The 13,271-nt window shown below is 66.4% G+C and carries 12 protein-coding genes; 5 read left to right on the top strand and 7 right to left on the bottom strand.

Translation table 11 applies throughout. The features are described from left to right. The first annotated feature begins 22 nt into the window (after positions 1 to 22). Positions 23 to 1,330: a dicarboxylate/amino acid:cation symporter gene (locus tag L8K25_RS11545; RefSeq protein WP_242139052.1), complete on the top strand. Its 1,308-nt coding sequence runs from the start codon at positions 23 to 25 to the stop codon at positions 1,328 to 1,330. 157 nt (positions 1,331 to 1,487) lie between these two features. Here L8K25_RS11545 and L8K25_RS11550 read toward each other — a convergent pair whose 3' ends face one another. Both L8K25_RS11550 and L8K25_RS11555 read right to left on the bottom strand, forming a co-directional pair. After that, the gene (locus L8K25_RS11550) at positions 1,488 to 1,655 is read right to left on the bottom strand and encodes a hypothetical protein (protein ID WP_242139053.1); all 168 of its coding nucleotides are present in this window, start codon (positions 1,653 to 1,655) and stop codon (positions 1,488 to 1,490) included. After that, a complete protein-coding gene (locus L8K25_RS11555) occupies positions 1,652 to 2,620 on the bottom strand; it encodes a threonine/serine dehydratase (protein WP_242139054.1) in 969 nt (322 codons plus the stop codon). Before L8K25_RS11555 ends, L8K25_RS11550 begins: the two co-directional genes overlap by 4 nt. 139 nt (positions 2,621 to 2,759) lie before the next feature. Between L8K25_RS11555 and L8K25_RS11560 the strand changes: the two genes are divergently transcribed. The 4 genes from L8K25_RS11560 to L8K25_RS11575 all read left to right on the top strand — a co-directional run bounded on the left by L8K25_RS11560 (position 2,760) and on the right by L8K25_RS11575 (position 6,653). Then, positions 2,760 to 3,980: a type III PLP-dependent enzyme gene (locus L8K25_RS11560; RefSeq protein ID WP_242139055.1), complete on the top strand. Its 1,221-nt coding sequence runs from the start codon at positions 2,760 to 2,762 to the stop codon at positions 3,978 to 3,980. A 111-nt stretch (positions 3,981 to 4,091) separates the two neighbouring features. After that, the gene (locus L8K25_RS11565; protein WP_010163671.1) at positions 4,092 to 5,141 is read left to right on the top strand and encodes a deoxyhypusine synthase; all 1,050 of its coding nucleotides are present in this window, start codon (positions 4,092 to 4,094) and stop codon (positions 5,139 to 5,141) included. A gap of 22 nt (positions 5,142 to 5,163) precedes the next feature. After that, on the top strand, positions 5,164 to 6,159 hold the full coding sequence (locus tag L8K25_RS11570; RefSeq protein ID WP_242139056.1) for an alpha/beta hydrolase: 996 nt from the start codon (positions 5,164 to 5,166) through the stop codon (positions 6,157 to 6,159). A gap of 65 nt (positions 6,160 to 6,224) precedes the next feature. Beyond that, complete coding sequence (locus tag L8K25_RS11575; RefSeq protein ID WP_242139275.1) at positions 6,225 to 6,653, top strand: MAPEG family protein; 429 nt, start codon at positions 6,225 to 6,227, stop codon at positions 6,651 to 6,653. Positions 6,654 to 6,692: 39 nt separating this feature from the next. Here L8K25_RS11575 and L8K25_RS11580 read toward each other — a convergent pair whose 3' ends face one another. The 5 genes from L8K25_RS11580 to L8K25_RS11600 all read right to left on the bottom strand — a co-directional run bounded on the left by L8K25_RS11580 (position 6,693) and on the right by L8K25_RS11600 (position 13,269). After that, positions 6,693 to 8,585: an XrtA/PEP-CTERM system amidotransferase gene (locus L8K25_RS11580; protein ID WP_242139057.1), complete on the bottom strand. Its 1,893-nt coding sequence runs from the start codon at positions 8,583 to 8,585 to the stop codon at positions 6,693 to 6,695. Then, complete coding sequence (xrtA, locus tag L8K25_RS11585) at positions 8,585 to 10,081, bottom strand: exosortase A (RefSeq protein WP_242139276.1); 1,497 nt, start codon at positions 10,079 to 10,081, stop codon at positions 8,585 to 8,587. Before xrtA ends, L8K25_RS11580 begins: the two co-directional genes overlap by 1 nt. Positions 10,082 to 10,142: 61 nt before the next feature. After that, entirely contained in the window at positions 10,143 to 11,345 is a 1,203-nt protein-coding gene (locus tag L8K25_RS11590; RefSeq protein WP_242139058.1) for a TIGR03087 family PEP-CTERM/XrtA system glycosyltransferase, read from the bottom strand. Continuing rightward, positions 11,345 to 12,418: a FemAB family XrtA/PEP-CTERM system-associated protein gene (locus L8K25_RS11595; RefSeq protein WP_242139059.1), complete on the bottom strand. Its 1,074-nt coding sequence runs from the start codon at positions 12,416 to 12,418 to the stop codon at positions 11,345 to 11,347. The genes L8K25_RS11590 and L8K25_RS11595 overlap by 1 nt, the downstream gene beginning before the upstream one ends. Beyond that, the gene (locus L8K25_RS11600; protein WP_242139060.1) at positions 12,415 to 13,269 is read right to left on the bottom strand and encodes an XrtA system polysaccharide deacetylase; all 855 of its coding nucleotides are present in this window, start codon (positions 13,267 to 13,269) and stop codon (positions 12,415 to 12,417) included. Before L8K25_RS11600 ends, L8K25_RS11595 begins: the two co-directional genes overlap by 4 nt. Positions 13,270 to 13,271 lie beyond the last annotated feature (2 nt).

Consider the following 13,271-nt stretch of genomic DNA (forward strand, 5'->3'; position numbering starts at 1 on the left):
AGCCGAACAACGGGGACCAAGCGTGGCGAAGCGGCTGACACTGTACATTTTGATCGGCCTTGTGCTCGGCCTGATCTTCGGCTGGGCGATCAATCAGCAGATCGTCGACGGCAGTGCCGCAGGGGCCGCGCGCGCCAAGGAGATCGCCAGCTACTTCTCGATCATCACGACGATCTTCCTGCGCCTGATCAAGATGATCATCGCCCCGCTCGTCTTCTCGACGCTCGTCGTCGGGATCGCGCACATGGGGGACATCAAGGCGCTCGGGCGGATCGGCGGGCGGACGATGGCGTGGTTTATCTCAGCCTCGCTGGTGTCGCTGACGCTGGGCCTGGTGCTGTTCCACGGGATCGAATTCGTGATCGATCTCGTCTCGCCGGGCAGCGGGTTCGGGCTCAAGCTCCCGCCCCCCCATGCGACCGTCGGGCTCGACGAAAAAGCGTTCAACCTCACCAATTTCGTCACGCACATCGTCCCGTCGTCGGTGGTCGAGGCGATGGCGACCAACGAGATCATCCAGATCGTGGTGTTCTCGATCTTCGCCGGCGTCGCGCTCACCGCGATCGGCGAGAAGGGCGCGCCGATCGTCCGCGGGGCCGAGGCGCTTGCGGCGATGATGCTCCAGATCACCGATTACGTGATGCGCGTCGCCCCCTTCGCGGTGTTCGCCGCGATCACCGCGACGATCGCGGTCAACGGATTGGGCATCCTGTGGACGCTCGGGCTGTTCGTCGGGAGCTTCTATATCGGGCTGGCGGTGCTGTGGATGCTGCTGTTCGGCGCGGCGTTCGCGATCATCGGTCCGCGCGCGCTGACGCTGGCGCGCTATATCGGCGAGCCGATCCTGCTCGCCTTCTCGACCGCATCGTCGGAGGCCGCCTATCCGCGCACGCTCGAGGCGCTCGACCGCTTCGGCGTGCCGCGCAAGATCGGGAGCTTCGTGCTTCCGCTGGGCTATTCGTTCAATCTCGACGGGTCGATGATGTACATGACCTTCGCGACGCTGTTCCTCGCGCGGGTGTACGGTGTCGATCTGTCAATCGGGCAGCAGATCGTGATGCTGCTGGTGCTGATGATCACCTCCAAGGGCATCGCGGGCGTGCCACGCGCGTCGCTCGTCGTGATCGCGGCGGTGATGGGGCAGTTCGGCATTCCCGAGGCGGGGTTGTTGCTGATCCTCCCGGTCGACCAGTTTCTCGACATGGGGCGATCGGGCACCAACGTCGTCGGCAATGCGGTTGCGACCGCCGTCGTGGCGAAGTGGGAGGGGCCGCTCGAGGTGGCGGGGGCACCCGAGATCGAGCCGCCTCATGCGCCCAGTCGGGGGTAAGGAGAGCCCCCCCCAACTGCCCTTCCCCGGCGAAGGCCGGGGCCCAGTAGAGCCGCCCAAGTAATAGCCGGTGGCGCTCTCTACAGCGACCTGTCCTCCTGGGCCCCGGCCTTCGCCGGGGAAGAGGAATGGGTCGTCGACGGTCTTGGCCGGTCTGTCACAGCGTCCAGATCGCGACGTTCCCGACCAGCACCGCCGCCGTCACCAGCAGCAGCACCCCCTTGCGCCCGTCGCTGCGCCGCCAGATCATCCGCACGCCCCCGATCAGGCAGGCGAATGCCGCGAGCATCGCGATCGCGGGTGCGAGCGACTCGATCCCGCTCACGCGTCACCCGCCAGCACCGCGGCATAGGCCGCGCGATCGACATTTCCGCCGGACAGCAGCACCAGCATTCCCGGTTCAACCGCCACCTTGCTTGAAAGGAGCGCCGCCAGCGCAACCGCACCGCCCGGCTCCACCACCAGCCGGAGCCGGTCCGCCGCCCAGCGTTGCGCGTGCCGGATCTCGGCCTCGGTCACCGCGAGACCGGTCGCCCTGTGCCGCGACAGCACGTCGAACGTCAGCGGCGATACGCGCATCGTCTGGAGCGAGTCGCACGCGGTGGGCGGCGGCGAATCGCCAACCGGCTCGATCCGCCCGGCCGCAAGCGACCGCGTCATGTCATCCCAACCCTCGGGTTCGACCACGATGATCCGCGCATCCGGCAGCGCAAGCGCAATCCCCGCCGCCAGCCCGCCGCCGCCACAGGGCACGATCACATGCCGTGGCGAGACGAGACCAAGCGCCGCCATCTGCGCGGCAGCCTCGACACCGGCACTGCCCTGCCCCTCGATCACCCACGGATCGTCGAAGCTCGGCACCAGCACCGCGCCGCGCGCTTCCGCCAGTCGTGCGGCGATGTGCTCGCGGCTTTCGGTGGCGCGATCGTAACTCACGATCTCGGCCCCCAGCGCGAGCGTCCCGTCCCGCTTCGATTTCGGCGCGTCGGCGGGCATCACGATCGTCGCCGGCATGGCGAGTCTCCGCGCTGCCCAGGCGATGCCCTGCGCATGGTTGCCGGACGAGAAGGCGACGACTCCGCGGGCGCGCGCATCGGGTTCGATCGCGGTCAGCCGATGCCATGCCCCCCGCAGTTTGAACGCCCCCATCGGCTGCAGGTTTTCCGCTTTGAAAGATACCGTAACCCCCTGTATTGTGGCGGTTAACAACGGTGTCATCGGCACTGCCGCCGCCACCTTGGCGGCCGCATCGCGGACCCCCGCCCGGGTCGGCTGTCTTAAAATTGTCACTAATCGTCTCCGAGGGGCCAAAACCGCTTTACATTGCAAAACTGCGACCCTATTTCGCCCATCCGCTGCCCCATGGGACTTCCAACCGCAAGGCAGCTTTTTTCACCGTTCGGCGCAAGCCACTTGGAGGTCCCTTGAGTTGCACAAGCATCATCGCGCGCTGGGGTTAGCGAAGACCCCTTCGAACTCGGTTTCGGGTATCGACATCGCTCAGCAGCGGCCGGTTCAGCCGGTTACGCTGGTTCGTCCTCACGCGGCAGCGCGTGCGGCCAGGTTCTTCGTCGAGAAGTTCCCGGGTCGCTCGATGTATGCGGTCAAGGCGAATCCGGCTCCTGAGTTGCTCAAAATCCTTTGGGATTCGGGGATCACGCATTACGACGTGGCCTCGATCGCCGAAGTCCGGCTCGTCGCGACGACGATCCCGGGCGCGACCCTGTGCTTCATGCACCCGGTCAAGGCTCCCGAAGCGATCCGCTCTGCCTATTTCGACTATGGCGTCCGCACCTTCTCGCTCGATTCGATCGAGGAGCTGGACAAGATCATGGACGCCACCGACCAGGCGACCGACCTGACGCTCTGCGTCCGGCTGCGCGTTTCGTCGGAGCATTCGAAGCTCAGCCTCGCGTCGAAGTTCGGCGCCGCTCCCGGCGAGACCAAGGAACTGCTGTTCCGCGCTCGTCAGGCGGCGGATGCGCTCGGTATCTGCTTCCATGTCGGCAGCCAGGCGATGACGCCCGAAGCCTATGCGAACGCAATCGAGCGAGTCCGTGCGGCGATCGTCGATGCGGCGGTCACGGTCGACGTAATCGACGTCGGCGGCGGCTTCCCTTCGTCCTACCCGGGCATGGAGCCGCCCCCGCTCGAGCATTTCTTCGAGACGATCCATCGTGCGTTTGAATCGCTGCCGGTCAGCTATTCGGCCGAACTGTGGGCTGAACCGGGCCGTGCCTTGTGTGCCGAATACAGCTCGATCGTGGTGCGCGTGGAAAAGCGTCGCGGCGACGAACTGTACATCAACGACGGTGCTTATGGCGCGTTGTTCGATGCGGCCCACATCGGCTGGCGCTTCCCGGTCGAGCTTCTGCGCGAGCCGGAAAGCCGGTCGAAGGACATGGCGTTCAGCTTCTACGGGCCGACCTGCGACGACATGGATTACATGGCGGGGCCGTTCTACCTTCCGGCCGACGTCCAGGCGGGCGACTATCTCGAGATCGGGATGCTCGGTGCCTATGGCTCGGCGATGCGGACCGCGTTCAACGGGTTCGGATCGGACGAGACGGTGATCGTCGCGGACGAGCCGATGGTGTCGCTCTACAGCGACGCCATGCCGCACGTCGCGTCCAACGTCGTCAAGCTGTAACAGGCATTTCTTAATCATTACGAATCGGGGAGGCGGTGCAGCGATGCACCGTCTCCCTCCGGGTTTCCGCGTCCCCGCAACGACGGCGGCTGTTGAAAAGGGTATCACCCCATGACCGAAGTCCTCAACACCAACCGCAAGGCCGAGCTGCTCTCGACCACCGTCGAGCATATCGACATCACCAAGTTCGACGCGCGCCCGATCGTCGACGCAATGAAGAAGATGAGCTTCACCAGCCGCGACCTCGGCCGCGCGACCGACATCTACAACCAGATGCTGGCGGACAAGGATTGCTCGATCTTCCTCGTCATCGCGGGATCGACCTCGGCGGGTGGCTGCATGGATCTCTATGCCGAGCTGCTGCGCAACAACATGATCGACGGCGTCGTCGCGACCGGCGCGTCGATCGTCGACATGGATTTCTTCGAGGGTCTCGGCCACAAGCATTATCAGGCGCTCGAAGTGCCCGACGACGACACGCTGCGCTCGCTGCTGATCGACCGGATCTACGACACGTATATCGACGAAGAGCAGCTCCAGGATTGCGACCACACGATCCTCGAGATCGCCAACTCGCTCGAGCCGCGCCCCTATTCGAGCCGCGAGTTCATCCGCGAGATGGGCAAGTACCTCGTCGAGAACGGCAAGAAGGAAAACAGCCTGGTCAAGCTCGCGTACGAGCATGACGTGCCGATCTTCTGCCCGGCGTTCGTCGATTCCTCGGCTGGCTTCGGTCTGGTCAAGCATCAGGTCGACCGCGCCAAGGAGGGCAAGCCCTATATGGTGCTCGACGCGATCGCCGATTTCCGCGAACTCACCGACATCAAGATCAAGGCGGGCGTCACCGGCCTGCTGATGATCGGCGGCGGCGTGCCAAAGAACTTCATCCAGGACACGGTCGTCTGCGCCGAGATCCTCGGGCATGACGACGTGCAGGTCCACAAGTACGCGGTGCAAATCACGGTTGCCGACGTCCGCGACGGTGCCTGTTCGTCGTCGACGCTGCAGGAAGCGGCGTCGTGGGGCAAGGTCAACACCGGGATCGAGCAGATGGTGTTCGCCGAAGCCGGGTCGGTCATGCCGCTGCTCGCCTCGGACGCCTATCATCGTGGCCTGTGGAAGGACCGCGTCAAGCGTCGCTGGGGTGCAAGCTTCGACTGAACCCGCTAAGGGCCTGGGTATCATGCACAATCGTCGCAATATCCTGGCCCTTTCGATCGGTGCTGCCGCCACCCCTGCGGCGGCGGCCGCTGCCCACGCTCCCCGCATCGCCGGCCCGTTCGGCCTTCCGGTCTGGCCACCGCGCGAGACGGTTGCGCTGTGGTCCGGCCACCCCCCGGGCGCCAGGACGCCGGAGCCGCTCCAGCGTCCGACGATCACGGGCCGGCCCGGTGACTATCGCGACCTGTTGATGCGCGGCGTCGTGCGTCCTGCGATCGGGGTATATCGTGCCCCGCGTCCCGATGGCCGCGCCGTCGTGATCTGCCCTGGCGGCGGCTACAGCTTCACTTCGATCCGCAACGAAGGCAGCGATGTCGCCTCCGCGCTGAACGCGCGCGGGATCACCGCCTTCGTGCTCAGCTATCGTCTCCCCGGCGAAGGCTGGGTCGACCGTTCGAACACGCCGCTGATGGACGTGCAACGCGCCATGCGGATCGTTCGCGCCAACGCGGCGCGCTATCGCATCGACCCCAACCGGCTTGGCGTGCTCGGTTTCTCGGCGGGCGGGCATCTCGCGGCATCGCTGCTCACGCTGTTCGACACGCCGGTCTATCGCCGGGGCGACGCGATCGATGCCGTCTCCGCGCGTCCGGATTTCGGCGGGTTGATGTATGCCGTGTCGAACATGGATCCCGGACGCAGCCACGGCGGATCACGCGCCAATCTGCTCGGCCCCAATCCCGATCCCGTGATGGAGCGCCGCTACGCCTGCGACCGGAACATCACGCGCGAAACCCCGCCGCTGTTCATCGTCCATGCGCAGGACGACCCGACGGTCCCCTTCACCAATGCGATGGACCTGTTCGCCGGGGCACGCGCGGCGCGGATCGCGGTGGAGGCGCATTTCCTGCTGCGCGGCGGCCACGGGTTCGGAACACGCTTGCCCGCGACCGAAAGCGGGTCGCTGTGGCCCGATCTGTACGACCGCTGGATCGGTGAGGTGATGGGGCGGCGCTGACCGAACGGGAAGCGTTGCTTTTCGAAACCCGATGCGGCAGCCTGTTGGCCAGGGGGGACGGCATGATGCACAGCGAAATTCTCAAACCGATGGTCGCGCTGGTGGCGTGGACGCTGGTGATGCTGCTGTGGATGCTCGTGACCCGCCTGCCCGCGATGCGGGCTTCGGGGGTCGATCTCAATACGCTGGTCGGAACCAAGGCGGCGGATGCCGATGGAAGGCTGCCGTCCAAGGTCCAGTGGAAGGCGCACAACCACAACCATTTGATGGAACAGCCAACGCTGTTCTATGCCGTTTGCACCGTCATTGCCTTGAGCGGTACCGGAAATGGCGTGAACGCCTGGATCGCCTGGGCATATGTTGCGCTCCGGGTCGCCCACAGCGTGTGGCAGGCAACGATCAACAAGGTGTCGGTGCGCTTCGCCCTGTTCCTTGGCGCGTCGCTCGCCCTGGTCGCGCTGACCTTGCATGCTGCGATGGCGGTGTTCTCGTAGCGCGCGACCGCCGGCCGCGCCGCAGCCGCGCTCGATCCGTCAGCCGAACAAGCGCGTCATCGCGCGGTCAAGCATGACCAGTTGCCACAAGGTACGCCCATATTCTGCGCGACCGGAGCGATGGTCCTCCGCCACCTTGGCGATCGCCGCAGGATCGAACCAGCCACTGCCCGTCAGCACGCGGGATCTCGCCAAGGCGGCGGCTTCCTCGGCAAGGGGGCCGCGGAACCAGGCACTGATCGGCGTGACGAAGCCCATTTTGGGCCGGTAGAGAATGTCGTTCGGAAGATACCGTTCCAACGACTTTTTCAGCAGCCATTTCCCTTGCCCGCCCCGAAGCCGCATGCGCGCGGGCAGCCTGGCCGCGAATTCGACCAGCCGGTAATCAAGCAACGGTTCGCGCGCCTCCAGGCCCACCGCCATGCTGGTGCGATCAGCCTTGGTCAGGATGTCGCCCGGCAGCCAATGCTGGAGATCGGCATATTGCGCCCGGTCCAGCGCATCGCGCGCCGGCGCATCCCGCATCGAGCGGACATAGCGGTCCTCGGCACGGTGCCCGGCAAGCGCGCGTTTGGCCGCGTCGGTGAACAGGGCAGCGCGCAACGCCGGCGTCGTGACGCCAACCGAACCGGCATAGGCTTCGGCGCTATCCTGCGCGAGGGCGAGCAACGTCGTCTTCGCGCGGAGCGGGCGTGGCGCCCAGTCCGCCTTGGGATAATGCCGGCCGATCCCGCCGAACACCCGTTGCCGGAGCACTGGCGGGAGCAGGTTTCGAACGCGTTCCTCCGCCGCCTGGAACTTGTAGCGACGATAGCCGGCGAACGCCTCGTCCGCGCCATCGCCCGACAGGGCCACCGTCACATCCTCGCGGGCAAGCTCGCACACCCGGTAGGTCGCCAGCGCCGACGCATCGGCAAACGGTTCGTCGAACGCGTCCACCAGCCGGTCGATCAGGGCGAAGTCGTCGGGCGCGACGACGCGTTCGCGATGCGATGTCGCAAAGCGCGTGGCTATGTCCGATGCGTAGCGGCGCTCGTCATGCCCGGCCTCGTCGAAACCGATGGTGCAGGTCCGGACCGCGCCGCGCGACGCCTCCGACATCAGCGCTACGACCGCCGAACTGTCGACCCCGCCCGACAGGAACGCACCCAGCGGCACGTCGGAAACCATCCGGGAAACCACCGCGTCGCGCAGCATCGATTGCAATTCCGCTGCCAGATCGCGCGCCGATCCCGTCGCCCGCTGCGTGAAATCCACGTCCCACCAGCGTTGCGGAAGCGGTATCGGCCGGCCGCGTTCGATTAGCATCGCGTGACCCGCCGGCAGCTTGCACACGCCGGCCACCAAACAGGCATCGTCGGGGACATAGCCGAACGCCAGATAATCCTCGACGGCGCGAATATCGGGCTCACGCCGAAGCAGAGGATGCGCCAACAGCCCCTTGAGTTCTGACGAAAACGCCAGGGCGCCGTCAGCTAGCACGACGTAGTGCAGCGGCTTCACCCCAAGCCGGTCGCGGGCCAGGAACAGGCATTGGCGCCGCGCATCATGAATGGCGAAGGCAAACATGCCGTTCAGACGCGGCAGCATCGCCGGTCCCCAGGCTTCCCATGCCTGCAGCAGAACCTCGGTATCGCCAGCCGTCTGAAACACCGCGCCACCGGCTTCGAGCTCTGCGCGAACCGCAGCGAAATTGTAGACTTCTCCGTTGTAGGTGATCGTCAGCGCACCGTCGGCGCTGGCCATGGGTTGGGGAGAGCCTGCGACATCGATGATCGCCAACCGACGATGCCCCAGCCCGACGCCGGGCGCGGTCCACACGCCGGCGCCATCCGGACCGCGATGCGCCTGCGCATCCGCCATGGCCCTGATCCGGGCCGGATCGACGGGTTTTGGCATGGCAGGATAATAGAGCCCGGCAATACCGCACATCAGCGGGACATGCCCGCGCTGCGATCCGCCAGCACGGCAATCGGCCCCAACGCCGTGGCAAACCGGGTCATTGCGACCCGCGGATCCTGGTCTGCCCTGCGTTCGGCCGAGACGTGCACCGCGACGCCGCGTTGCAGCCCTCCTAGAAGTCGTGCCTTAAGCGTTTCCAATTTCACCATACTTCCCGCATGCGTCACCGTGTCACCAACCCGGTACCATGTCACGACCTCGCGTTCGATCCGCCCTGGTCCGACCATCCGAAGAGACGATCCCCCCGCGAGATCGGGACCGTTGCCGATCCGGACCCAGACGTCATCCTCCCGCAAGGGACCTATGCCGAAACCGACCAGTTCCTTCCCTTCGCGCTGGCTGCCGTAAACTGCGATTGCAAGATCGACCAGATGCCCCCGCCCATCGGCATAGCGGCCGAACAGGAAATGATCCGCCCCGGGATAATACGGCATCCACGGCGCGCGCGTGCTGGCTGCGACCCGGTGCCAACCCGCCACCACCGGTAGCGCGATATGGTCGGGCAACCGCTGAGCGCGGTGCGCAATTGCGCCGGCCCAGGTGACGAACGCGGATGCCGTCACCAGTACGAGGATGGCCGCCTGTAGCGGATCGCACCGCCAGCGTGGAACGGCCTGGAGGGTTGCCGGATCGAACGCGGGCGCATCCGGGGCGCGATCGAACCAGCGCCAGCCGATCGCCAGCACACCCGCCATCACCACGCCAAAGAACAGCCAGCCATAGACGATATGATCCAACCCGGTCGCGCGTTCCACCGACGTGCAATAGGCGGCATAGATGGTCGCAAACGCGCGAACGCCGTTGGCCAGCACCGGCACGACGAGCGCGACAGCCATGAAGGCCAGCCGGCGGCGCCAGGAAACGAAGCAGACATTCGCGACCAGCGTTCCATAGGCCACCATGGCGATGACGAACTTCGCGCCCGAACACGCCTCGGCCACTTCGAAATAGCCGTTGGGGATCGTGATCAGCACGCCGTCGACCGTCGCCGGAACCCCGAACAGATGCAGCAAGGCCATCGTCATCGCGACGGTCGCGGTCTGGAGGGGTCCCTCCATCCCCTGGCCGAACGGTACGAGGAACACGGCGTAGGCCAGCGGAAAGAGCAAAGCGCGGCCGACGTTCGGGCCGAGGGTCGTCACCACCGCTCCCTGCAGCATCAGGACGATCCCCAGATGCCGTGCGAGCGCCACGCCTGCGGCATCCCCCACCAGCCAACCGAACCCGCCCAGCGCAACGACCAGCAATCCGGGCGTCCATGCGGCGGGTCGCATGCGCGCGAGCCCGGCGCGCCGTTGCCACACCAACCATCCCACGACCGGCGCGATGAACAGGCAGTGCCCGAATGTCGTGCTCGTCCACCAGATATGCGCGAGGCTCTCGATATCGGGCCAGAACAGCGCCAGAAGCGCAACCGCGACGGCCGAGAGGGCCGTCAGATGAAGGCGCCATTGGGGAACGGAGATCGCCGCGGGGCGTCCAGTCGCTCCCTGGGCGAACCGGGCAGGATCAACCAGGCTCGCCACGTCAGTGCGTGACGGGATACGCGGCGGCGTGTCCGAGGAAGCCATCGAGCGGTGCCAGCCGGGCCGCCCAGCTGTAGCGGGTCATAACCTGCGTACGGGCGGCCTGCCCCAGGTGCGCGGCGGCGGCGGGATCCCGCAAAATCGCCGTGATCGCATCGCCGAGCGCATCGGCGGTCTCGCCGACACGGATCGTTTCGCCGTGATCGATCCCCTCCGCCGCCGCCCGCGAGGCGACGACCGGCCGTGCCATCGCCATCGCCTCCAACACCTTGTTCTGCACGCCCCGGGCAAGCTTCAGGGGAGCGACCACCACCGATGCTGCCGCGATCCACGCTCGAACGTCAGCCACTTCGCCGGTAACGGTCACGCCCGGGTGCAGCGCGAGCTTCCAGACCGCTTCCGTCGGCGCGCGTCCGACGATGGCGAACCGTGCATCGGGGTGGATGCGGCGGATCTTCGGCAAAATTGCGTCGACGAACCAGGTCACCGCCTCGACATTCGGCCGGTAATCCATCTGACCGGTGAAGACGATCGAAGGGCTTGGCAAATCGACGGCGGCATAGGGCCTGTCGGGATTGAAAAAGGCGGTATCGATCCCGTTTTCGACCGCATGGACGTTGGCCGCGCCGCTGCGTTCCCGGAACAGCGTCGCCTCGGCGGCGCTGACGAACAGATTGGCCTGTGATCGCCGCGCGATCACCGTGTCATGGCGCAGGAGGAGTGCCGCTTCGCGCGCCATCAGCCACCGCATCGGCCCGCGGGAGTCGCGGGCATAGGCCTCGAATTTGGCGGCATCCATGTCGACGAAGTCCATGATCACGCGCTGCCCGGCATTCAGCGGGAGATATTGTGCCATCTGGCTCGAAAAGACGTAGATCGTGTCGATCGCCTGCTCGGCGAGGAGCGTTTCGACCGCGCTCCGGACGGCACGATCGGCAAATGCCGTCAACGAGATCGGCGCGCCGCTGACGATCGCCTCGGCCGCGGCGCGCAGGCGCGACTTCGACCGCCAGACGATTGTGCGACTGGCCGTGATCTGATCGATCGCATCCCACGGTTCCAGATCGCGCGGATCATCCGCGAAAGCGATCAGATGGACACGCTGGGTCGCCGCGAGGTGTCGCAAGACGTGATACCCGCGGATCTTGTCCCCGCGATTGGGCGGATAGGGCAGCCGATGACCGAGAAAGAGGATGTCGCCCATCAGCCAAGACCGCGCGCGACGTGCGGCCCGACCGTGTTGGCGACCCACAAGGGCAGCTTTTTCCAAAGCGCCACCTTGCGCGCAAAGCGCGGGTCGAGCGGGTTGATCTCCCGCACCGTCGCCCCCGGCGCGGCGTGCCTGGCATAGACCAGCGGCGTGCCCTCGAACCCCCAGTTCTTCTTGAACGCCGCCGGCCCGGTGCCCGCCTTGGACCGGCCGAAGTCGAAGCGCGTACAGTTGCGCGCGCCTGCATGCGCCATCAACGCAAAATACATCCGGTCATTGGCCCGCAAGGCGCGCGCCGCCTGCGTACCCCCACCCCAATAGGGATAGACCGTGCCGTTGAAATACAGGCTCAGCACGCTCGCGACGGGCTTTCCCGCCGCTCTCACCGTGAGGATGTCGGCGTCTCCACCGAAGTGTTGCAGCACCGACCGGAACAGCCGCGCCGGAAAAACCGGAGTCCCCAGATTGCGGACCGATTCGGAATAGACCGCATAATGCGCGCGGCGATCGTCACCGCCCGTTCCGGTCGTGACCGTCAGGTCGCGGTCCAACGCCTTGCGGACTTCCGCGCGTTGCTTGCGGGGAATGCCCACCAGTCGTGCGGTCTCGTCCCGCAGAAGCGGTCCCGTGAACCCCAGATACGTGGCATCGTCGATCTGCCAGTCCGCGGACGGGATCGGCCCGCCGCGCAGTTCCAGCGTGGGGCACTCGAGTCGCGCGGCCAGCCCGATCGCGGCATCGGCAAGCGGGCCCACCGCCGCATCGTCGCCTGCAAGGATCCCGCCGCCGACCGCAAAGCCGCTCGAGACAAGGGCCTTGCCGAACAGCGGTGAACGGATTTCGGTCAGTGGCAGAAGCCCCGCGAGCGACCCGTCCGCCCGCTCCGCGATCAGGACGTAGCTGGTCTGTGCACAGCCCTCCGCGACCGCAAGGCTCCATGCGGGAAGATGGAACGGGGTCCCGTCAGGATGCGCCCGCACGAAGTCCGTGATCCGCACGCGCTCCAACGGATCGCGCAGGTCGGCGATTCGTACCGCCACCGGAACTGCTAGCAACGGTAACGTCACGCCGCGACCATCCCGACGGGTACGCGTTCCAGCCCGCCCACGATGTGATCCATGCGGCCCCATTCGTGCCGTTCGAGCAGACCCCGCAGCTTGCCCGCCATCGCACCGAGCCGGCTATAATGCCGCAACCGCGACCGGAGCGGGGCGTGGTCGACCCGGGGCTGGCCGGGATCGATCTCCCACGGGTGGAAATAGAAGACGGCGGGCTGGCGCGCTGCGTCGACCTGGCGGACCGCATAGTCCGTGACCGCCGCCGGGAACAATCGGAAGAAGCCGCCGCCCGTCGCCATCCGGCGCCCGCCCCATTCGGCGACCGTCACGGGAACCTCGACCAGCATGGAATCGACCAGCGGACGGAAGGCGTAACGCGGCGCTTCGGGCCAGCCATAATGGTCATGCCGCAGGGGTGCGATGCTGGAAGAGTAGCGGTACCCCTCATCCGCCAGCACCGCGTGTGCCCATGGCGTCCGGGCATCGATCGAAAAGCTCGGCGCGCGATATCCCGTAATCGCGACGCCGCCCGCATCCTCCAGCGCGGACCGCGCGCGCGCGATATCCGCGCGGAAGTGTTCGGGGGTCATCGTGAATACCCGGTCATGGTCCCAGCCATGGCTCGCCAGTTCATGCCCCTGCTCCACGATCCGGCGGATGACCGCCGGATACCGCGCGGCGACCCAGCCGAGCGTGAAGAAGGTCGCCTTGACCCCGCTCTCGGCGAACAGGGCCAGCACCCCATCGGTATTCCGCTCGACGCGGGAGGCGAGCGTTGGCCATGCGGCCTTGTCGATCACCTTTTCGAACGCACCGACCTGGAACCAGTCCTCGACGTCCACCGACATGGCATGGCGCATCG

This window comes from Sphingomonas sp. TREG-RG-20F-R18-01 (assembly GCF_022662475.1).
GTDB lineage: Bacteria > Pseudomonadota > Alphaproteobacteria > Sphingomonadales > Sphingomonadaceae > Sphingomonas.